Raw genomic sequence first — 21,145 nt, 5'->3', positions numbered from 1 at the left:
AAAACTCCTCCATAGAAAAAGAGGAGTTTTTGTTATGCCATTAGCTTACGAATTAATTCACTCAACAATTTAATCCCGTTAGTGATTTGTTCAGGGGAAGCATATCCATACGATAAACGTATGTACTGATCTGATTCTTCTTCATAGATACGTCCTGGGTTTAATAGAACCCCTTTTGATAGAGCCTCTGAAAATAATTTCTTCATCGGAATGCTAGGTACTACCTTTAGCCATATAAAAAATCCACCACTAGGAATATCCCACGTTGCAACATCTGCACAATACTTATTTAAAGCCCGTATCATGATTTGTCTTCGTTCTTTTAGTTGAATTCTTACGTTTGCAACATGTTCCTCATAAAAACCTTTATTTATCCATTCGGCAGCAACCCTTTGAGATAATGAACTCGATCCATAGTCTGTTTGCATTTTTATATCTGACAATCTATCAATAACTGGTTCAGGTCCAATAATCCATCCAATTCTAAGTCCTGGGCTAAGTGTTTTAGATAGGCTACCAACATATAATACATGTCCATGTTTATCTATCGACTTTAAAGGGACTGGAGGTGGTTCATCAATCCATAACTCGCGATAAATATCATCTTCAATAATAGGTAACTGTTCCTTTTCACATATTTTTATTATTTCTTTTCTTCGCTCTTTAGACATTAATATCCCTGTTGGGTTTTGAAAACTAGGGATAGAATATAAAATGTTTTTCTTTTTACTATATTTAATGCGTTTTAATAATTCGTTAGGTAAAACACCGTGATGATCCATAGCTATACCAGATAAATTTATATTTGCTGATTGAAATACATGAAGTGAATATAAGTAAGAAGGTTGTTCAAGTAAAACAGTTGATTCTCTATGCAAAAGACCAATTGATATTAATTGCAATGCTTGTAATGCACCAGAGACGATTAATATAGAACTCGGTGACGTATGTATTCCGAATGATTTTACGTATTTACTTATTGCTTTACGTAACGGATAAAACCCTTTTTGTTCCTCATATCCAAAATAATCTAATTCCTCACTTACTTTTTTCATAATGGACTGCATCGTTTCTAACGGAAAAAGATGAGGAGCAAGTTCGCCTTTACTAAGATGGATAAGTTTGTTATTTGCTTCTGCCTCATTTATTTCTCGTACCATTAACTTGCTTGGTTTATGAATACCGGCCTTTACATATTCACTCCAATCAGGTGGTGGATTCGTTGCTAATAATGACCATGTATTATTCGTTACAATTGTTCCTGCTCCAATTTTCCCTTGAATCAATCCATCAGCCATAAGTTCATCTAGTGCAGTTATTACAGTGCTGCGATTTACTTGAAATAATTTCGCTAACTGCCTTTGACTAGGGATCTTACTTCCAATTGGCCATTCTCCATTTTCAATTTTTTCTTTCATATAGTCTACTATCTGCTGATACTTAGGTAGTTTTTTACTAGTGGTCATCAAAAAAACTCCTTCGCTCACTTGAAAAATACCAAGTGGTTGGTTTTTACGATAAAAAACTGGTTGAAGACATTGTATCAACTATTAAATATGATGGGAAGAAATAATTGGTAATTATAAAGTGGTTGGTTTATTAGGGAGGGAGAAACAACATGCATAATAAAAAATGGGATTTACGCATTATATGTGCTCACGCTTTTACGATTCTTATATGGGGATCTGCTTTTCCGGCAATTCGTATGGGGCTTGCATCTTATACACCTGAGCATCTAACTTTACTACGTTTATTAATCGCTTCATTTATACTTCTATTGTTTTCTTTTATTTACAAGTTACGAATACCGGATTTAAAGGATATCCCAGCAATTTTTATATTTGGTGCGTTAGGATTTACTTTTTATCACATAGCATTAAACTATGGTGAAAAAACAGTAAATGCTGGATCGGCAAGTTTAATCGTTTCCGTCACACCTATAGTAACGGCAATTCTTGCTTCTATTTTTTTGAACGAAAAAATGAAATTAAACGGTTGGATCGGTGGGGGAATTAGTTTTATAGGAATTGCTCTCATATCATTTAGCCAAGGAGATGCTATTCAATTAAATAGTGGGGGATTTTTTATACTATTAGCAGCGATTTCAGAAAGCTTATATTTTGTTTTCCAAACTTCTTACTTAAAAAAGTACGGCTTCTTACCATTTACGATATATACAATTTTATCTAGTACGGTATGTATGCTTATTTTCTTCCCGGGAATGTATACAGAAATACTAGCAGCTCCTCTTGAAGTGAATATGAGTATTATATATTTAGGTTTATTTCCAACAGTACTTCCATATATCGCATTGGCTTATATCATATCTCATTCTGGTGCTGCTGAAGCAACAAGTTCTCTATATTTAACGCCAGTAACTGCATGTTTCGTTGCTTGGATATGGTTAGGAGAAGTACCGACTTTTGTTTCAATAATTGGTGGGGGGATTACTATACTTGGAATTTTGATTGTTCATATACCAGTATTAAGAAAAGAAAAACATAGGAATCTAGCAAATAATCAATCCGTATAATGTAATTCAATAATGATTTTATGATACTTTTTTATATAGTTTCTTTCTTATGTTGATAAATATAATATTTTGTATTTCAGTTAAATATTGTATGTTACATTTTATGTAGTAAGCATTTTAAAAGGAGCTGACAACATAATGAATGGAAAAAGAAAAATTTTCACATGTATTTCTATTGTAGGAATCGGAATAGCTAGTTTTTCTAATTCTAGTTTCGCAGCAAGTGTAACGGACAATTCAATACAAAATTCTATTCCCGTAGTTAATCAACAAGTAGCTGCTGCAAAGGAAATGAAACCATTTCCCCAGCAAGTTAATTATGCAGGTGTTATAAAACCGAATCATGTTACACAGGAAAGTTTAAATGCTTCTGTAAGAAGTTACTACGATAATTGGAAAAAGAAATATTTGAAAAATGATTTATCTTCTTTACCTGGTGGTTATTACGTAAAAGGAGAGATTACGGGTGATGCGGATGGGTTTAAGCCACTTGGAACTTCAGAAGGTCAAGGGTATGGGATGATAATTACAGTATTAATGGCTGGTTATGATTCTAATGCTCAAAAAATCTATGACGGTTTATTTAAAACAGCAAGAACTTTTAAAAGTTCTCAAAATCCTAATTTAATGGGATGGGTTGTCGCAGATAGTAAAAAAGCACAAGGTCATTTTGATTCTGCTACTGATGGGGATTTAGATATTGCGTATTCTCTTCTTCTTGCTCATAAGCAGTGGGGATCTAATGGAACAGTTAATTATTTGAAAGAAGCACAAGACATGATTACAAAAGGTATTAAAGCTAGTAATGTTACAAATAATAACCGACTAAATTTAGGAGATTGGGATTCTAAAAGTTCACTTGATACGAGACCATCTGATTGGATGATGTCACATCTTAGAGCATTTTATGAATTTACAGGTGATAAAACTTGGCTTACTGTTATTAATAATTTGTACGATGTTTATACGCAATTTAGTAATAAGTACTCTCCAAATACAGGACTTATTTCAGATTTCGTTGTAAAAAACCCACCACAACCCGCACCTAAAGACTTCTTAGATGAGTCAGAATATACAAATGCATATTATTACAATGCTAGTCGAGTACCATTGAGAATTGTAATGGACTATGCGATGTACGGCGAGAAAAGAAGTAAAGTCATTTCTGATAAAGTCTCTTCATGGATTCAAAATAAAACGAATGGAAACCCTTCTAAAATTGTGGATGGTTATCAATTAAATGGATCCAATATTGGTAGTTATCCAACTGCTGTATTTGTTTCACCGTTTATTGCTGCAAGTATAACGAGTAGCAATAATCAAAAGTGGGTAAATAGCGGTTGGGATTGGATGAAGAATAAGAGAGAAAGCTATTTTAGTGATAGTTATAATTTATTAACTATGTTATTTGTTACAGGAAATTGGTGGAAACCTGTACCTGATGATAAAAAATTACAAAATTAAATAAATGATGCAATTTATGAAGGATACAATAATTAAATTTGAGAATAGTTACTTAAGAAAGGAATTAGCATACGCTAGTTCCTTTTTAATATTTTGTAAAACATTATCCATACTAAAATTCGCATAGATATACTTGCTTTTTTCATATACATAGTTATTGATGACTCTATGTTTTTGTGAAGGGAGAGTATTTCTTGGAAAAAGTATTGTTTTTCGGAGACCCAGGTATTGATGACTCATTTGCCATTATGTATGGTTTACTGCATCCCGAAATTGAAATTGTCGGTATTATAACCGGATACGGAAATGTTGAGCATATACATGCTGCACATAATGCAGCGTATATTTTACAGTTAGCAAATAGACAAGACATTCCTGTGATTAGCGGTGCAACAAAACCACTTACAGAAGAAATTTCAACATATTATCCTGAAATTCACGGACCAGAAGGATTAGGGTCTATTCATGTGCCAGAAAGTGTATTGTCTATCCCGATATACAATTTTGGTAGTATTGCCTCGATTCTTGTAAAGTACGGAAAAGATTTAACAATTGTCGATGTAGGAAGATCTACCTCGTTAGCGATTGCTTTTAATTTATGGAATGATTTAATGCTGAATGTAAAAGGAATATATTTCATGGGTGGTGTCTTTTTAGAAGTAGGAAATGTTACGCCATTAGCAGAGGCAAATGTGTATGGAGATCCTATTGCAAGTAAAATTGTTTTTCAGCAAGCAAAGAATTTATTCATATTCCCTTTAAATGTAACAAACAAAGCTGTGTTAACACCAAATGTGTTTGACTATATTCCAGCTAATTCAAAGAATCCATTCCATACGATAATGAAACCAATGTATGATTACTATTTTTCTGCATACCAAAAACTTAATCCATCTATCAAAGGGCCATTGCTTCATGATGTGGTTGCTATAAGTGGATTAGTAAATCCAAGCTTTTTTGAATTTGTACATCGTACAGTGAATGTTGATACATACGGAGATACGAAAGGACAAACATTTGCTGATTTTCGCCCTAGCTCTATATCTGAAGGAGCCCATATAGCATTAGAAATAGATGAACAAAAATTTATTCAAGATTTTATAAAAATTATGTTATAAGCCGTTGGCGAAAAAGGGAATTATTTCGCTACGTTGAATATAAACATACATCCTCTATATAAGGGAGCTTACAATATTGAATGTCCAGTTAAAGGTTGTTACGAGAGAAAATTGGGAAGAAGCATTAAAACTACAAGTTAAAGAAAATCAGTTGGAATTTGTTCCATCCGTAGCAGTTTCGCTTGCTAAAGTATATATAAAACCAGATGGTGACAATGTAGAGTACATACCACTCGCTATATACGATGGTGACCTTATAGTTGGTTTTATTATGCATGCTGTCGTAAGAGAGACATCGGATATGTATTGGATTAACGGATTTATTATTGATCAATCGCAGCAAGGTAACGGTTATGGAAAAGCGGCATTACAAGAAAGTATATATTTAATAAAAAATACGTTTAAGGCGTGTAAAGAAATTAGATTAACAGTACATAAAGATAATATCTCTGCTAAGAAACTATATGAACGTTATGGTTTTCAATCATTGGGACATGATTATGATGGTGAGCAAGTATATCGTTTATTCGTTTAATTATTATGTAGTAAAGGTGTGAAATGAATTATGCAACTTACTGAAGTAAAAATAGAAGTATTTATCCCTGAAGAATACATTGAAATGTTGAGGAATGAGTTAAATAAAATTGGTGCTTGTAAAACGGGAGAATATGATCATTGTCTGTCCTATAGTTCTGTGAAAGGATACTGGAGACCATTAGAAGGTGCATCACCTTTTAACGGGGAAATTGGTCAAATATGTGAAGGGCAAGAATGTAAAATTGAAATAAAGTGTAAACGGGATCTTGTAAAAGATGCACTTGAAGTTATTAACAGAATTCATCCGTATGAAACACCTATGATTTATATTATCCCAATATTAAATGACTATTTTAATCAAATATAAAGTAAATGAATGGGAGGAATAGCAATTGAAAAATAAATTTCATCATATTGTACGAGCTGTTATGATTAAGGATAAAAAAATGTTAGTGGCTGAGTATATTGGTCATCATTATTTTCTACCAGGTGGTCATGTTGAAGTTGGCGAATCAGCTGAGAATGCATTAATAAGAGAACTACAAGAAGAACTCGGAGTAAATTGTAGTATAAAACAATTTTTAGGAGTCATAGAAAACCAATGGCAAGATCGAGAAGTTCTTCACCATGAAATCAATCATATTTTTGAGATAGATTCAGAAGAGTTACATATTGATTTCGTACCAAAATCTAAAGAATCTCATTTAGCGTTTCACTGGATAGATTATAAGCAAGAAACTTTAAATACGTATAAAATTATGCCAGCTCCTTCAGTTAAAGAGTTACTAGAAAGAAAATTAAGTGATGAACTACTAAACTGTTGGATTAGCAATTTTTAAACGCCTCTATCAATAGTAAATCCGTCTGCCAAAAAGAAAGTAAGAAAATAGGCTAAAAAACAAGGTACATCACCTAGTGTAAGTTCATATTTTGTTGATGTACGCATTTAGTCTATAGTCTTGTTTCTACTTTATTTACAAAAATTTATTAACTTTAATATTTGGACGGAATTTACATTAATAAATGGAGGGTTTCATAATGAATCAGTTTCAACAAGAACTACAATCATTGAACCTTAATGATTATCAAACTGGTAATGTTGTGTATTGGGATCAACAACAAAATCAATATCCATATTATTACATTCAAGGCGATGTACGTCGTTGTGGCGGATGTGGAGGTTGTGGTGGACGCTGCGGTGGTTGCGGCGGCAGATGTGGTGGATGCGTAGGTTGTGCAGGATGTTTCGGTTGCTTTAATTGCTGGAACTGGTGGATCATTTAGGTATAGAAGATCAAAGCTATTTTACTTGAAAGAAAGGTGTGAAAATTATTTTGCACTTTTCTTTCATGCTGTAATTGCACAGTTGAGTGAACTTGGTGAACGCGTACCAAAAGGATCATATCAAATATTAGGAATTACGGGGCCAACTATATTAATAATACCTGAATATAATGTAGTTGTTGCAAAAATGTATAACAAAAGATATAACTACGGCGGTGATAATTATTTATATTATTTACGTGAATTTAGTAATTTAGTCGCTGATACATTTCGTAACGGTAATAGGGCATAATTACTCCTATAATGAAAAGGAGTGAGGAAAAGTGAAAGATAAAATGAATAAAAACAAAAAGCAAAACATTAAAGATGTAAATACAGAGCAAAATGCAATTTATAGCGATCCGAAAGATGCAGCTAATATGCAAACGGTACCGCAGCCGAAGGATTTTGATGAAATTGAATATTAATTTTTCGTTTATCCGACCATATGATGAATCAAAAATACATCTTAAGTCCCATCACATGATTGAAAACTTTTGGTACTCTATATACATAAGCATTTGAAAATGTCTTATCTTAACAAAGCTTTCTTTAAGTAAATCTAATATAACCTGCAAAAAGACACTTCATTATGGAGTGTCTTTTTGTGTACATGAATTCAATTTCCATTTTTCATGCAGTATCTTGCTTTTTATGATGGTTATACTAACTGTGAAAATTCATGTCACGATAAAAGAAGGGGACAGTTAGTATGAAACAAACCTCTATAAATCCGTTACTAATTGTTCTAGGTACAATCATTGTTCAAATTGGCCTTGGAACAATTTACACATGGAGTTTATTTAATCAGCCCCTTGTTAGTAAGTTTGGATGGAACCTTAATGCCGTTGCGATAACTTTCTCCATTACAAGCTTCTCTTTATCATTTTCAACATTATTTGCAGGAAAGTTACAGCAAAAATTAGGGCTTCGAAAACTCATCGCCACTGCAGGGATTGTGCTGGGACTCGGTTTAATACTTAGTTCACAAGTTTCTACCTTACCATTACTTTATTTATTAGCTGGTGTAGTAGTTGGTTATGCAGATGGAACTGCTTATATCACATCATTATCTAATTTAATTAAATGGTTTCCAAATCGAAAAGGACTTATTTCTGGTATATCTGTTTCTGCATATGGAATGGGTAGCTTAATCTTTAGATATATAAACGGAAGTCTGATCGATAGCCTTGGTGTATCACAAGCATTTTTATATTGGGGTATCATCGTTTTACTTTTAGTATTAATCGGATCGTTCTTCTTACGTGAAGCAATAGTAAGTAGTACTGTAACTGAGACATTACACAATGATTATACGCCTCGTGAAATGATGCGAACGAAACAAGTATATCTTTTGTTTTTTATGCTATTTACGTCGTGTATGGGTGGTCTATATTTAATCAGTATGGTAAAAGATATTGGGGTACAGCTCGTTGGACTTAGCGCTGCAACTGCTGCTAATGCCGTCGCAATGATTGCAATTTTTAATACAGTAGGTAGAATCATTCTTGGAACGTTATCAGATAAAATTGGTCGAATGAAAATTGTCTCTGCAACGTTTATTATTATTGGATTGTCAGTCTTTGCTTTAAGTTTCATTCCACTAAATTACGGGATTTATTTCGCTTGTGTAGCCAGCGTAGCCTTTTGCTTTGGTGGTAATATTACAATTTTCCCAGCCATTGTTGGGGATTACTTCGGTTTAAAAAACCATAGTACAAATTACGGGATTGTATACCAAGGATTCGGATTTGGTGCACTTGCAGGATCATTCATCGGAGCATTACTCGGTGGATTTCAGCCGACCTTTATTATAATCGGTATTTTAAGCGTTATTTCCTTCATTATTTCGATATTAATTCGTCCACCAAAAGCAGAGAAGAAAAAGGAAATAAAGCAGCTACATCGAAAAATAGCTTAATTTTACAAAAGAGTCCTCCTGCTAGGGCTCTTTTTTTTACGTTAACTTTGCTAAGAGCAGATAAATGAAATACTCAATTAACTTTTTTATATTTTAAAAAGAATAAATGGTAGAATGTAACAAAGATAGAAAATTCCCATTATTGAAGGTGGACTTAGATGAAGAAAGTAAATGTTACATATGCACTTTTATACGATAAAACAAACGAAAAGATCTTAATGGTAAAAAACAAAGGGAAGAATGGTTCTTATTACACACTACCAGGTGGCGCGGTTAAATTGCGAGAAACGTTAGAAGAGGCAGTAATTCGGGAAGTGAAAGAAGAAACCGGTCTACATATAACTGTAAATGGTATTTGTTACATTAGCGAAGCTTTTTTTGAAGAGAGAGGACATCATGCAATTTTCTTTAATTTTTTAGGCGAAATAATTGGCGGGCAAACAAATATAACAAGGCCAAAAGAAATTGAAGAGATTACTTGGATGGAACTTCATATAGCAGCACCGTATTTGCGTATACCAGAACATTTACTAGACATTTTACAAAAGAAAGAAACAGTACCTTACATTTTTAATGGAACAATCATTCATCAAGCAACATAAAAATATCATTTCATATAAGGCGGGGAAAAAATGGAGTTTATCGTTAATCATAAACATTTCACTCAAGCACTTTCAGAAGTAAGTAAAGCCATATCGACAAAAGCTTTAATTCCTATACTATCCGGTATAAAAATAACTGCAGATCAATCTGGAATTACTTTAATCGCAAGTAATTCAAATATTTTCATCGAAAAATTCATCCCTAGTTCCATGGATGACGAACAAATTACGACTATCTTAAAAGCAGGAACAATTGTTGTACCTGCAAAATACTTCATTGAAATTATAAAGAAAATGCCAAGCGATATAGTAATAAAAAGTAAGAATGAGCAAATAATTACCATACAATCAGAAGAAATCACATTAAACTTAAATGGCTTTCCAGCGAGTGAATTTCCTAACGTACCACAAATAGACGATCATGCAGAAATACAAATAGAAACAAAACAATTGATTGATGCGTTTAAACAAACAGTCTTTGCAGTAGCGAAAAATGAATCTAGACCCGTTCTTACCGGAGTACATATCGAGTTAGACTACAATAAATTAATATGCGCTGCAACTGACTCTCATAGACTAGCTATACGTGAAACACTAATTTCTACTAATATGAAAGCGAATTGTATTGTACCAAGTGCAACCATTAATGAACTTTTAAAATTAATGAACAGCAATTTAGAATTCGTTTCTATTTATCTATCAGAAAGCCACATTATTTTTACATTCGGCACAACTACTTTATATTCAAGATTAATTGAAGGGAAATATCCTAATATATCTAGTTTAATTCCAAATGAATTTCAAACAGTCATTAACGTAGATAGACAAAGAATGTTACAAGGGGTAGATCGATCAAGCTTATTAGCAAGTGAATGGGCAAATAACAATGTTAACTTAGAAATTGTAAACGAATCTACAATTAAAGTTTCTTCTAATGCTTCTCAGATTGGAAAAATATATGAAATACAACAAGTAGATGCAATTCACGGTGAAAAACAATTACATATATCTTTCGATGGACGATTTATGTTGGATGCTTTAAGGGCAATAAAAGAAAAAACGGTTACTTTAAGTTTCAGCGGTTCTATGAGACCGATATTAATTGAAGCAGGGGCACAATCTGCAGCAATCCATCTTATATCTCCAGTAAGAGCTTATTAAAAACGGAGGAAGGAATCACGTTATGTACAAGCACACTTTATGTTTTATAAAAAGAAATGAAGAGATACTTATGTTAAATAGAGAATATGATCCGGTAAAAGGATTATGGAATGGTGTAGGAGGAAAGATAGAAAAGGGCGAAACACCTTTAGAAAATGCGATTCGTGAAATAAAGGAAGAGACTAATATAAAAGTTACGTATGACCAAATTCAATTTAAAGGCATTATTAAGTGGAAAGATTCTTCATATTCTGGCGGCATGTATCTTTATCTAATAGAGCTAATGAATGAATTTACATATCAAACTCCAAAAAAAGTATCAGAAGGAATTTTAGATTGGAAAGAGGTTTCTTGGATTCTTAGTGACTATAATTACGGCGTAGGAGAGATGATACCTAAATTTTTAGTTGAAGTGCTCTACAATGAATTCATATTAGAGCACAATTTTGTTTTATCTAATCATAAATTAATAGATTATAGGAATGAAAAATTGGCTAAACAGGAAAGTTCTATAAATAATATAATTCAATTGTAAAAAGCAGGAATTGTAATCTACAATACACAGCAAAATAATTATAACTCAAATAATTCGAAGAGTAGCTAAGGAGAAAATTCAAATGGGGATGAGTGTAATGAAGAAAATGAAATGCCCAGTGTACCAAAAAACTAAAAAGCAGATAAAAAATTTTAGACAGGAGATTCAATATGTGGAAAACAAATATTGTCAAAATTACTAGAGGCAATTTTGAGTATTTTGTGAAGGGAGAAGGTCCGCCTTTATGCGTTACACATATGTATAGCGAGTATAACGATAATGGAAATACTTTTGCAAACCCATTTACTGACCATTATAGCGTATATTTAGTTAACTTAAAGGGGTGTGGCAATTCAGATTCGGCAAAAAATGATTCTGAATATAGTATGACCGAAACGATTAAAGATTTAGAAGCGATTCGAGAAGCTTTATATATTAATAAATGGGGGTTTGCTGGTCATTCGACAGGAGGGATGTTAGCTCTTGTATATTTAACGAAAATAATTGTTGGTGGCGCAGCGGCGAGCAAGGAATATGCATCTCATAAAGATAGTATATACTGTAGTAAAAATGTAAAATTTAATAGAATCGTATCAATTATGAATGCATTAAATGATGATAGTACAGTACAAGAAGAAAGAAAAGCATTAAGTAGAGAGTGGGCACTTATGTCTTTTTATTCTGAAGAAAAGCTTGAAGAGGCATTAAAACTGCCGAATAGCGGAAAGAAAGTTGGCAATCGGCTAAATTATTTTAGACAAGTTGTATAAAGATTATGATGTTCGTCAGAAACTTAAATTCGTAAAAATCCCAAGTTTTATATAATGTGGTAAGCATGATGCACAATGTCCCTACATATTTTCTCGTGAAATAGCAAATTTGATCCCGAACGCAACATTAACTAAATTTGAAGAAAGTAATCATAATCCATTCGTTGAAGAAATAGACAAGTTTAATCAGTTTGTCAACGATACATTATAATAAAAAGCGAATCTTTTATATAAGACAGATTCGCTTTTTATTATAATTAGACTTTTTGCCACCAAGCATACCTAGGATAGTCTGTAGATTTTAACGTAATAGATTCGCCAATTTGAGGTGTTGTAATTTTAACTCCTAAACGGTTAGCTTCTTTCGTAACACGTTCTATCGGGTCACTCCATTCGTGTAATGCTAATGTAAAAGCACCCCAATGAATCGGAAGAAGTAATTCTCCTTTTACATCAATATGAGCTTGTACTGTTTCTTCAGGCAACATATGAATAGCAGACCACCTTGGATCATATTGCCCGCATTCCATTAACGTAAGATCGAATGGACCGTATTTATTACCAATCTCCTTAAAGTGAGGCGCATAACCGCTATCGCCACTAAAGAAAACTTTAGTTTCTTGACCAAGGATAGCCCATGAACACCATAACGAACAATCTCTATCTGTCATACCTCGTCCAGAGAAATGCCTTGCAGGGGCACATACTAACTTAATAGTATCAAGCATAATTTCATCCCACCAATTATGCTCACTAATTTTACTAGGTGAAACACCTCATTTAATAAGATATTGTGCAACTCCAGTTGGAACATAGAAATGCTTTACACGATCTTTTAATTGCATAATACTTTTATAATTTAAATGATCATAGTGATTATGAGAAATGATAATTGCATCAATTTCTTGCAGGTCTTCACGTTCTAAAGAAAAAGAACCACTATAACGTTTACTATTAAACACTGGAAACGGGGAAGAGGCATCTCCAAACATCGGGTCTAGTAACAATGTTTTACCTTCTATTTTTAAAAGAGAAGCAGAATGGCCAAACCATGTAACACTCTCTAAAGACTTATTGTTTTTATCTGATAAAACAATAGGTAAATTCTTTATAGGACGCAACTTTGTTTTCATTTTAAAGTAATCAGTCATTAAACCTATAATATCTTTCGGTTTAAAACTTACATCAGTATGAATTTGATTTACATATTTCTTTTTCATTCGTTCTCCTTTTTACGTTTAACAATATACGTATGTTGTTATTGTAGTTATTTGTAGTGTAAACTATATCATTTTATCTTTCATCTTAAATAAAGTACATTTCATAAATTCGTCAAATTCATTAATCATATATATAAAATAAGTGTTATTTAGCGGCAGATAAAATCAATATTAAGTAAATGTAAATTGTTTTAATTTAGTAAATTCATTCTTAAAAGCAACAAAGAACATACGTTTCGTTGTATGTTAAAGAAGAAAATATATCTCTAATTAGTAAAAGAAAGGAGAGGATGTAAGTGCAAATAGAGAGAAAAAAGAAATCAAAATGTAAACTATCAAAATCTGAAATAACTCAGCTATATACAGAAGGGAAGAGTACCTCAGAAATAGCTACGCTTGCCAATGTGTCTGCTAGGTATATTCGTATGGTTTTAACAGACAATAACGTTCCAAGGCGTGCTATAGGGAGTTGGAAGAGGAAGTATGACATATCAGAAGATTATTTTAAAACGTGGTCAAATAATATGGCTTATATATTAGGATTTATAGCAGCAGATGGTGTCATACAAAAAGATAATCAATGTGTTAGTGTATCACAAAAAGAAAGTTATATTTTAGAAGATATAAAACAAGAACTAAACACAAAACAGCCACTTTATCAAAACAAAAAAACAGGCGTATATATGCTAAATATTAATAGCAAAACAATAAAAGACGATCTTATGAGCATACATGGAATCAAGCCGTGTAAATCATTTAACATCGAATTTCCTTTTATACCAGAAGAATATTTGCATCACTTTGTTCGTGGGGATTTTGATGGGGATGGTCATGTTAACTCTCATAAATACTTTGTTAGCTTTGTTGGAGGATCATATAATTTCATGAATTCTTTTAAAGATATCCTTGAGAATAATAAATTCCAATTAAGTTTTGTTGACAAAGAAAAACAATATCGTATTTACCTAAGTGGTAAAAATAATGTTAATAAATTTTCACAGTGGATTTATGCTGAATTATTAATTTCAATCAAAGTAATTGCTAAAGCAAACAAATTATAAATATAGTTTAGCCAATTTCAAAACAACTTGTTTAATTATTAAATTTAAACAAGTTGTTTTTTATTATGTTTTATTAATGATTATTTACAAGAGTATAAATTTACACTAATCCGGCATCAAAGAACTATTCACTAATAAATAAGGAAAAGGGAAGTATACCAAACCGAACTAACCTATAATAATTTTATTACTTTTTACTAGTAGACATAATATATATTATAGGCAGTTACAGAAACAAAGCAATATCAGGTATCAAAAAACAAGTAAACTATACTTAATGAGACGAAACAGAGATTTTTAGTGAGATTTACATAAAATCTTATTTAAACGGATTTCTACAGTTTTTACCGTTTATTTTGCTATACAATCAATCGCAGCAAATCTGAATCAATAATCGATTTAGATTAAACGAATTAAAATCATTTTTGATCAGCGAGAAATTTTTATACAGAAAAATCATTTCTAAACAAAACATAAATTAATAATTATATTTTATGTTTTACTGTATGAATTTATTGCTGTTTACACACGTTTTACAACTTCACATTATTTATTGTTATTTCTGTTATTTACACTTGACTTTTGTTATACCCATTTTTCGTATTCTAGTTAACATAACGTTTATTTTTAACATAAAAAAATCTCCCTTACCTTCAGGAAGATTTTTTAACTTGCTAGTATTTCATTTATATATTTTTAATAACAATCCCAATTGTAAATCACGTTGGAAAAATCTAGATTTAACAAGTCTTCTTTTTTTATAAAGAAATTTGCAACACCAGAATCTCCCCACATAATATTTAATGAATCATCTGTATCGATTTGCAGTAATAAGATGTCATGCTGTTGGTATTTTTCTTCCCATTCTCTCGGATCTGTCTGTGTGAAAAATGGATATCCACCAATTTTATGTCCTTGATCTTTACATAAATCATCATACAGTTCGCCTAATTCTGTATTATTTTCTTCATCAACAATTTCTTCCCAGTCAATATCTTCACTAAAAATCTTTTCGAATCGATAATCCCCTGACGTTACGGGTTGATAATCCAATTCAAACTTTAATTTCGCTGCTTCAGGTATAATAAAGTCCTCTAATTCTAAAGTGTTTAAATAACTAAAATCAGTAATAACCTTATTTAAGTCTTCTATAATTGTAGAATGATAAATAATTCGAAAGTCTTTTTGAGTTGTTGGCTGATCAAAATCTGCTCCGTAAAGCTCATCAGCAGCACTTACGAAAAACTGTAACATTCCCTCTTGAGGCATATATTCAACATGCGGCATTTCTTCAAAGTTTAGCTGAGCAAGTAACATCATAGGTTGTCCATTTGAATCTTTAGGGTGCTCTTGATCTATAGGTAAATACGGATATCCACCAAACTTACTCTCAAAAAGCGTTGTCTCTGCTAATGTTCCAGACACTTTAATATACGGTTTTACACTTTCTTCTAAAATAGTACGATACTGCTCTAGTTCTTTCGGAATTTGAAGTTGATACGTATTCTTCATTACATTTACCTCCCTTTCATAATGAATTAAAAATGCCTTACTTAATTATATAGCAAGAGATAGCTTCATGAAAAATTGTTAAAAGTCCGTTTTCACCCTCGTTTTTTGCGCACTTGGTGGACAAAGTAAATTATGTTCTAAAACCTTTTTATTAATAGTTCGAATTAAATTCGCTGCTTCTGCAGTATTTGTATTTTCTTTTAGCTTTTCTTTTAAATCATCAATTTCTTTTGAAAGCTCAATCCACCTTGGTAAAACATGATTATTCTTTAACGTTCTATACAGTTGCTTTTCAGGATTGTACGAAAGGTCTTTATCTAGATTTAGAGGTTTCCCTTTACCAGGCATATTATCAAAAGACCCTTTCTTTTCTGCTTCTTTAATGATAGAACTAATATGATCCTCATACGTATAGGACCAAACTTTCTCATCTTTTACTAAAATCTCTTGCTTTTTTAGTTTCTTATCTAGTTCTTCTTGATTCATAGATTCTCTCTCCTTTTTATTTTATAGTGTGTTTTTTGTAAGTTTTAAAGCTTTCAACCCGTCAAACAAATTTTCCCGCCACCAAATACCGTCATGTCCGCATTGGAACTCTTCATAAGTGGTTTGGTATCTATTTTCTTTTAAAGCTTTATATAGGCGCCTATTGGCCGTTAAAAGAGGTTCGTTTTCAAGTTCACCTACTGCTATGTAAGAATAGAGATGAGTCGTATTAGAATCTATTGATGAAATTTGATTTTCAATCCAAGGAATTGGATTTTCATAACCATCTTTTTTCCAATGTACAGATCCAGACATTGACAACACATTCCCGAAAATATGCGGATTTTGAAGTGCTGCATAAAAAGCTGCTAGGCCACCAAGACTGAAACCTGCAATTGTTGTATGTTTTGCTTCTTTATGCACACGATACTTAGCCTGAATCCACAGAAGTAATTCCTTCGTTAAAAATGCGTTCATTTTATCGTTATAAGTTAGCTCTTCTAATCGATCAACAGGATCTATAGCAACAGCAATACACGATGAGATTTCTTTTTCGTAAATTAAATAATTAAGTGTTTTTGTGATTGAAAGGTCATTAATGAATGAATTCCCATCAAATACAATGAGAAGTTCTTGAAGATGTGAAGTGTGAGAATAATCATGAGGCGTATAAATATGAATTTTACGTGTTTTATTTAAAATCGTACTATGAAATGAATATGTTTCAATTTTTCCGGATGGATAATGGTTTGAAGGAAAACGACTGCTATACTGCACTTCCTATATTAAAGCAGTCGTAAATTATGTGTTTTATGTGTTTAGAGACGTTATTTATTAGAAAAATGATCAATTGCCTGAATAGAAAGTTCCAACGCTTTTATTCTTCTTGTTAAAAGTGTTCTTTGCGGACTACCGGCTTTAGACTTATCATAGGCTCTCTCAATTGATGGAAGTAAACCAGCAAGGACGTTACGAGCGTCTGCTAACTCTTCTTGGCTATACTGATGGCTTTCTTGATTCCAAACGTTTTCTAGCACTACTAACCCTATGCAAACAGCTTTAAGTCGTTTTTTCACTAATGTAGTATTTGCACCTTTTTGAGTCATCTGAGAGAGTGCATTTTCAAGTTTACGGATTGTTGACTGTAAAGACTGTATTGATTCTACTTTATCTACAGTTGATACGTTTTCCATTTTTAAACCTGTCCCTTCTTCATTTCTAAATTAGTTTTCCTGATATTTGATAATACCATTAAGAAACGAATTTTACTCGAAATATTTGAGTTGGACATGAATTGAAAGGAAAACAGCTAACAAACTTCTATCTCCTCCCTCGCACATATTCTATATGTACTTCTTTTTTCTCGTTAAAATACCTACATGGACAAGTTGTAAATATTGTATATTTTATGAACAAAAAACGTACAAGCAGCATGACTTGTACGTTTAAATTTTTATTCAGTAAGATAATAAAGTAATAGCTTCCGGGTCTTTTCATAATTCATGAAATCTCTATATAAAATGGGATACTTCATAATCTCTGTTTCTAGAAAACGATATTGTGGAAACCACTCAAAAAAGATTTCTTTAACCACTTGATTTGCTGAAACGTAATGTTCTGTTCATTTAGTACAGAATTTAAAGTTGCTGCTGTATGCATCCAATAATGATTAAAATCAGCGTTTATACAGTCATCTTCGGTAAATTTACTCTTTAAAGTTCGCTGCAATTTTGCTGTAGCACGGTAAGGAAACGGCTTGTGCAATGGACTATGCATGTTCTGCAATTCCTTAAAAATAATTTGTTTTCCTAACTTCAACTTTTCACCCCTTTATTTTTCTATCCAATTTAATAAGTTTTCATAATGATATTGAGCATCTGTATACCCAAGATTATATAAATTAACGAGTTTTTCTTTATTTCTCTCTATACCGCTTATAGGAAGTTGTACACTTGGTTGAATGACATAAAAGTTGTCTTTTTGTTTTATTTGATTCATATAAGATATCGTCTCATTATAAAAACGATAATGTTCTACTAAAGATTTTGCGATATTCGGATATTTCCTATATAAAATTTTAGCCAGCCCTGAAAATTTATTTCGCTGCTTCTCATATCCTTCTGGCTTTGTCATAATTACAACGTTCTTTTCATAACCATCAGTTTGAGCTTTTAAAACTGGTATAGGATCTATAATTCCTCCATCTAGTAATTTTCGATTATCATATTCTACAGCAGGCGCTATAAACGGCACTGAGCTAGATGCACGAATGATTTTTAAAATATCATTTCCGTGTTCTGCTTTATTATAATAAATAGCTTGTCCTGATTCGCAGTCCGTCGTTCCTATAACAAACTGTTCATTTGAGTTTAAGAAAGTTTGAAAATCAAACGGTACAATTTTATTCGGTACTTCATCAAATAGAAAATCCATTCCAAATAATTCACGTTTTCGAATTAAATTTCGATAAGATATATAACGATGATCTGCTACTAGCTCTGTATTTACTTTTTTATTTCTCCCTTTTTGACGTGATAAATAAGTTGCTCCCATACAAGCTCCAGCGGATACGCCAACTACATAAGGAAAAAATAAGTTTTTTTCCATAAAATATTCGAGTACGCCTGCAGTATATAAACCTTTCATTCCTCCGCCTTCTAATACTAAACCGATATTCTTCATACTATATCCCTCTGCTTCTTTTTTGTTACTTACATATTAGCACAAGACTTTAAGACAAGATGATATAAGCGCATTGCAACAATAACCAGAAACTACTAAAGTAATGTCATTATTTCTTAGTCAAGAGCGTGGTACAATATAAATAACACATTACACAAATAATGGAGGAGGAATTTCCTATGGGTTTATTCAGCGGTATTTTAGGAAATGCATCAAATACGAGTACAGAAAGTGTAGAACGTGATTTAGAGAAGATTATGTTAGACGATGAGAAAGTTGAACATGCTTATAAATTAATTCGCGATTTAATCGTATTCACAAATCGTCGTCTTATTTTAGTAGATAAACAAGGGATATCAGGTAAAAAAACTGAGTATCATTCTATCCCTTATAAAAGCATTACACAATTTAGCATTGAAACAGCTGGGCATTTTGATTTAGATGCAGAACTTAAAATTTGGGTATCTAGTTTGAGTACACCAATTACGAAAGAATTTAAAGGTGACGATAGTGTTTTAAGCATTCAAAAAGCGTTAGTAACATATACGACCAAATAATAATTTTTTGTATGTTTATTCAATTCTAAAATTACTAACCCGATTATTTTGGAAGAACATACATCATTTTTGTATATTTAATCTCAAATAACAGAAAAAGGTAAAGCGTATTTCAAATGCTTTACCTTTCTTTTTTGTAATAAATAAGTGTAGTTTTATCATTTAATTTCTTAGTTTCTTCTGTTCTTTTATACCCCATTTTTTCGTACAGAAAACAATTTCTTTCTTCTTCTAAAATCGTAGCAAGTTCAAAACATTGTGCTTTTGAAAACATCCCTTCAATTAAAATTAGTACCTTCTGAGCGATTCCTTTCCCTTCTGATCCAAAATTTATAAGGTAGTTCTTTTTGGGATATACATATCGCCCCAACAAGTCTCGAATCTATTATAATTTTATAAAAATTACTGCTGGGATTATTTATTCTAAAAATAGTTTTTTCAATAGATTCATTTGCTGGGTTTGTTTCATAGTCTTTATATTTATGTAATAAAGGGCTAAATGAGTCTATTTGCATTTGAAATAAAACTGCTGCATCACTTTCTGTCGCCTTCTCTAATGTAATCTTCACGTTACTACCAATTTAGTCGCTTTCTTAATGAATTTATATGAGCCGTATGATGACGTCCGTGCCATGCGTATAGTCCAATTGCAACAGCAAGTTTTGTTTCACCAGTCTCTGGGTGGTTAAATGTCTTTTCTAGATCTTTAAGTTCTAAAGAATATAAAAGGTTAACCCATCTTTTATGTAATGAATCTAACATTACTAGTGAAACATCTACTGGTAATTTAGAATCAGGTAATTCTGCCCACTTTTCTTCTTTATATGGTTTAATCGTTGGATTCTTTTCTGTTAGTGCTAATTTAAAGCGTATGTAACTATTCATATGGCTATCAACAACGTGATGGACTACTTGACGAACTGTCCATCCACCAACGCGGTATGGTGTGTCTAACTGTTTCTGATCTAAATCTTTAATTGCCTTCGTTAGTTCATTAGGTAAATCTTCAATTTCTTGAATCCACGTATCAATCATTTCTTCCGTTATAGGACGTTTATATGTAAATTGCCCAATTGGATAACGTAAATCATTCATGAATAAGTCCCCCTTATTATAAGTGCGAAGTATTTCTCCAAATATAATGTACAAAATTCACATGTTCTCCATTTAATACTACAGATGTTGTATCTGCTTCGTTTTGATAAGAAGAAAACCCGCTTTTTTCTAATACAATTTGTGATGCAAGATTATTAGTAGTCGTTTTAGCATGAACCTCATTAATTTCATTATTTTTCGCTACGTCTAAAATTAATTTTACGGCTGCTGTTGCAACTCCTTTTTTAGTAAACTTTTCTCCCACTCGATAACCTAACGAACTGATTCGAGTTTCCGAATCTATATCTACTAAATTTATTCTTCCTACAATTTCACTTTCTTCATTACGAATTAAATAAAAATAAGATTCTCCATCCGCCTGTTCTATTAATAAATCATCTAGTAGTTTTTGGAAATATTCAAAATCAAAATATTGCGAGCCACGATTAGGTACCATTGTTTCAAAAAAAGACTTATTCGTAAGTTCAAACGTAAATAAATCTTTAGCATCGTGTTTCTTTAATTGTTCTATGTATATTTTCATCTCGATTACCCCTTCTATATCTAC

The 21,145-nt window shown here is 32.1% G+C and carries 20 protein-coding genes and 6 pseudogenes; 16 read left to right on the top strand and 10 right to left on the bottom strand.

Features of this window, described 5'->3' with window-relative positions:
- Positions 1-32: 32 nt before the first annotated feature.
- Complete coding sequence (norG, locus tag ACTFRN_RS16305; protein ID WP_440038273.1) at positions 33-1,469, bottom strand: efflux pump transcription regulator NorG; 1,437 nt, start codon at positions 1,467-1,469, stop codon at positions 33-35.
- A gap of 149 nt (positions 1,470-1,618) precedes the next feature.
- Here norG and ACTFRN_RS16300 point away from each other — a divergent pair, with 149 nt between their 5' ends.
- The 14 genes and pseudogenes from ACTFRN_RS16300 (at position 1,619) to ACTFRN_RS16235 (ending at position 12,175) form a co-directional block, all read left to right on the top strand.
- Entirely contained in the window at positions 1,619-2,533 is a 915-nt protein-coding gene (locus tag ACTFRN_RS16300) for a DMT family transporter (RefSeq protein ID WP_074568317.1), read from the top strand.
- Between the two features lie 138 nt (positions 2,534-2,671).
- Positions 2,672-3,997: a glycosyl hydrolase family 8 gene (locus ACTFRN_RS16295; protein ID WP_088106759.1), complete on the top strand. Its 1,326-nt coding sequence runs from the start codon at positions 2,672-2,674 to the stop codon at positions 3,995-3,997.
- Positions 3,998-4,191: 194 nt separating this feature from the next.
- On the top strand, positions 4,192-5,115 hold the full coding sequence (locus ACTFRN_RS16290; protein ID WP_074568315.1) for a nucleoside hydrolase: 924 nt from the start codon (positions 4,192-4,194) through the stop codon (positions 5,113-5,115).
- A 76-nt stretch (positions 5,116-5,191) separates the two neighbouring features.
- The gene (locus tag ACTFRN_RS16285; RefSeq protein WP_088106758.1) at positions 5,192-5,650 is read left to right on the top strand and encodes a GNAT family N-acetyltransferase; all 459 of its coding nucleotides are present in this window, start codon (positions 5,192-5,194) and stop codon (positions 5,648-5,650) included.
- Positions 5,651-5,680: 30 nt separating this feature from the next.
- Positions 5,681-6,019, top strand: a complete 339-nt coding sequence (gene cutA / locus ACTFRN_RS16280; protein ID WP_074568313.1) for a divalent cation tolerance protein CutA — start codon at positions 5,681-5,683, stop codon at positions 6,017-6,019.
- 25 nt (positions 6,020-6,044) lie between these two features.
- The gene (locus tag ACTFRN_RS16275; RefSeq protein WP_088106757.1) at positions 6,045-6,491 is read left to right on the top strand and encodes an NUDIX domain-containing protein; all 447 of its coding nucleotides are present in this window, start codon (positions 6,045-6,047) and stop codon (positions 6,489-6,491) included.
- A gap of 199 nt (positions 6,492-6,690) precedes the next feature.
- A complete protein-coding gene (locus tag ACTFRN_RS16270) occupies positions 6,691-6,936 on the top strand; it encodes a heterocycloanthracin/sonorensin family bacteriocin (protein WP_001071385.1) in 246 nt (81 codons plus the stop codon).
- A gap of 73 nt (positions 6,937-7,009) precedes the next feature.
- A pseudogene (locus ACTFRN_RS16265) lies at positions 7,010-7,228 on the top strand (hypothetical protein); the annotation flags it as partial.
- Positions 7,229-7,259: 31 nt separating this feature from the next.
- Positions 7,260-7,403 (top strand): hypothetical protein, encoded by a 144-nt coding sequence (locus ACTFRN_RS16260; protein ID WP_000653369.1) that lies wholly within the window; start codon positions 7,260-7,262, stop codon positions 7,401-7,403.
- A gap of 284 nt (positions 7,404-7,687) precedes the next feature.
- Positions 7,688-8,896, top strand: coding sequence for an L-lactate MFS transporter (locus ACTFRN_RS16255; protein WP_049111336.1), 1,209 nt, complete (start codon positions 7,688-7,690; stop codon positions 8,894-8,896).
- Between the two features lie 158 nt (positions 8,897-9,054).
- Complete coding sequence (locus ACTFRN_RS16250) at positions 9,055-9,498, top strand: NUDIX hydrolase (RefSeq protein ID WP_000757644.1); 444 nt, start codon at positions 9,055-9,057, stop codon at positions 9,496-9,498.
- Between the two features lie 30 nt (positions 9,499-9,528).
- Positions 9,529-10,659 (top strand): DNA polymerase III subunit beta, encoded by a 1,131-nt coding sequence (gene dnaN / locus ACTFRN_RS16245; RefSeq protein WP_074568310.1) that lies wholly within the window; start codon positions 9,529-9,531, stop codon positions 10,657-10,659.
- 22 nt (positions 10,660-10,681) lie between these two features.
- A complete protein-coding gene (locus ACTFRN_RS16240) occupies positions 10,682-11,194 on the top strand; it encodes an NUDIX hydrolase (protein ID WP_000276527.1) in 513 nt (170 codons plus the stop codon).
- Between the two features lie 170 nt (positions 11,195-11,364).
- Positions 11,365-12,175 (top strand): annotated as a pseudogene (locus ACTFRN_RS16235) (alpha/beta fold hydrolase).
- Between the two features lie 46 nt (positions 12,176-12,221).
- On the opposite strand, the pseudogene ACTFRN_RS16230 reads toward ACTFRN_RS16235, so the two are convergent.
- Positions 12,222-13,184 (bottom strand): annotated as a pseudogene (locus ACTFRN_RS16230) (MBL fold metallo-hydrolase).
- A gap of 296 nt (positions 13,185-13,480) precedes the next feature.
- Between ACTFRN_RS16230 and ACTFRN_RS16225 the strand changes: the two are divergent.
- Positions 13,481-14,245, top strand: a complete 765-nt coding sequence (locus ACTFRN_RS16225; RefSeq protein WP_088106756.1) for an LAGLIDADG family homing endonuclease — start codon at positions 13,481-13,483, stop codon at positions 14,243-14,245.
- Between the two features lie 696 nt (positions 14,246-14,941).
- Here ACTFRN_RS16225 and ACTFRN_RS16220 read toward each other — a convergent pair.
- The 5 genes and pseudogenes from ACTFRN_RS16220 to ACTFRN_RS16200 form a co-directional block, all read right to left on the bottom strand.
- The gene (locus ACTFRN_RS16220) at positions 14,942-15,757 is read right to left on the bottom strand and encodes a YwqG family protein (RefSeq protein ID WP_000799817.1); all 816 of its coding nucleotides are present in this window, start codon (positions 15,755-15,757) and stop codon (positions 14,942-14,944) included.
- Positions 15,758-15,835: 78 nt separating this feature from the next.
- Positions 15,836-17,023, bottom strand: a pseudogene (locus tag ACTFRN_RS16215) (DnaJ family domain-containing protein); the annotation flags it as partial.
- A gap of 47 nt (positions 17,024-17,070) precedes the next feature.
- On the bottom strand, positions 17,071-17,436 hold the full coding sequence (locus ACTFRN_RS16210) for a hypothetical protein (protein ID WP_000432691.1): 366 nt from the start codon (positions 17,434-17,436) through the stop codon (positions 17,071-17,073).
- Positions 17,437-17,696: 260 nt separating this feature from the next.
- Positions 17,697-18,061 (bottom strand): annotated as a pseudogene (locus ACTFRN_RS16205) (YxiJ-like family protein).
- 12 nt (positions 18,062-18,073) lie between these two features.
- Positions 18,074-18,925 carry a patatin-like phospholipase family protein gene (locus tag ACTFRN_RS16200; protein ID WP_000789265.1) on the bottom strand — a complete coding sequence of 284 codons (852 nt, stop codon included), beginning with the start codon at positions 18,923-18,925 and terminating at the stop codon, positions 18,074-18,076.
- Positions 18,926-19,104: 179 nt separating this feature from the next.
- On the opposite strand from ACTFRN_RS16200, the gene ACTFRN_RS16195 reads away from it, so the two are divergent.
- Positions 19,105-19,482 carry a PH domain-containing protein gene (locus ACTFRN_RS16195; RefSeq protein ID WP_000522480.1) on the top strand — a complete coding sequence of 126 codons (378 nt, stop codon included), beginning with the start codon at positions 19,105-19,107 and terminating at the stop codon, positions 19,480-19,482.
- A gap of 121 nt (positions 19,483-19,603) precedes the next feature.
- On the opposite strand, the pseudogene ACTFRN_RS16190 reads toward ACTFRN_RS16195, so the two are convergent.
- The 3 genes and pseudogenes from ACTFRN_RS16190 to ACTFRN_RS16180 form a co-directional block, all read right to left on the bottom strand.
- A pseudogene (locus ACTFRN_RS16190) lies at positions 19,604-20,051 on the bottom strand (GNAT family N-acetyltransferase).
- A 4-nt stretch (positions 20,052-20,055) separates the two neighbouring features.
- Positions 20,056-20,577: a YfiT family bacillithiol transferase gene (locus ACTFRN_RS16185; RefSeq protein WP_000999073.1), complete on the bottom strand. Its 522-nt coding sequence runs from the start codon at positions 20,575-20,577 to the stop codon at positions 20,056-20,058.
- A 16-nt stretch (positions 20,578-20,593) separates the two neighbouring features.
- Positions 20,594-21,121, bottom strand: a complete 528-nt coding sequence (locus ACTFRN_RS16180) for a GNAT family N-acetyltransferase (protein ID WP_049113289.1) — start codon at positions 21,119-21,121, stop codon at positions 20,594-20,596.
- Positions 21,122-21,145: the final 24 nt, after the last annotated feature.

The organism is Bacillus cereus group sp. MYBK245-2, assembly GCF_051916145.1.
GTDB lineage: Bacteria > Bacillota > Bacilli > Bacillales > Bacillaceae_G > Bacillus_A > Bacillus_A pacificus.
The sequence above is the reverse complement of the archived record's forward strand: the minus strand, read 5'-3'. Positions and strand labels throughout refer to the sequence as shown.

What these genes read in the sequence shown, in the direction of transcription:
- ACTFRN_RS16300 (WP_074568317.1), top strand. Translation starts at nt 1,619, where the DNA reads ATGCATAATAAAAAATGGGATTTACGCATTATATGTGCTCACGCTTTT.
- ACTFRN_RS16295 (WP_088106759.1), top strand. Translation starts at nt 2,672, where the DNA reads ATGAATGGAAAAAGAAAAATTTTCACATGTATTTCTATTGTAGGAATC.
- cutA (WP_074568313.1), top strand. Translation starts at nt 5,681, where the DNA reads ATGCAACTTACTGAAGTAAAAATAGAAGTATTTATCCCTGAAGAATAC.
- ACTFRN_RS16270 (WP_001071385.1), top strand. Translation starts at nt 6,691, where the DNA reads ATGAATCAGTTTCAACAAGAACTACAATCATTGAACCTTAATGATTAT.
- ACTFRN_RS16255 (WP_049111336.1), top strand. Translation starts at nt 7,688, where the DNA reads ATGAAACAAACCTCTATAAATCCGTTACTAATTGTTCTAGGTACAATC.
- ACTFRN_RS16250 (WP_000757644.1), top strand. Translation starts at nt 9,055, where the DNA reads ATGAAGAAAGTAAATGTTACATATGCACTTTTATACGATAAAACAAAC.
- dnaN (WP_074568310.1), top strand. Translation starts at nt 9,529, where the DNA reads ATGGAGTTTATCGTTAATCATAAACATTTCACTCAAGCACTTTCAGAA.
- ACTFRN_RS16240 (WP_000276527.1), top strand. Translation starts at nt 10,682, where the DNA reads ATGTACAAGCACACTTTATGTTTTATAAAAAGAAATGAAGAGATACTT.
- ACTFRN_RS16220 (WP_000799817.1), bottom strand. Translation starts at nt 15,757, where the DNA reads ATGAAGAATACGTATCAACTTCAAATTCCGAAAGAACTAGAGCAGTAT.
- ACTFRN_RS16210 (WP_000432691.1), bottom strand. Translation starts at nt 17,436, where the DNA reads ATGGAAAACGTATCAACTGTAGATAAAGTAGAATCAATACAGTCTTTA.
- ACTFRN_RS16200 (WP_000789265.1), bottom strand. Translation starts at nt 18,925, where the DNA reads ATGAAGAATATCGGTTTAGTATTAGAAGGCGGAGGAATGAAAGGTTTA.
- ACTFRN_RS16195 (WP_000522480.1), top strand. Translation starts at nt 19,105, where the DNA reads ATGGGTTTATTCAGCGGTATTTTAGGAAATGCATCAAATACGAGTACA.
- ACTFRN_RS16185 (WP_000999073.1), bottom strand. Translation starts at nt 20,577, where the DNA reads ATGAATGATTTACGTTATCCAATTGGGCAATTTACATATAAACGTCCT.
- ACTFRN_RS16180 (WP_049113289.1), bottom strand. Translation starts at nt 21,121, where the DNA reads ATGAAAATATACATAGAACAATTAAAGAAACACGATGCTAAAGATTTA.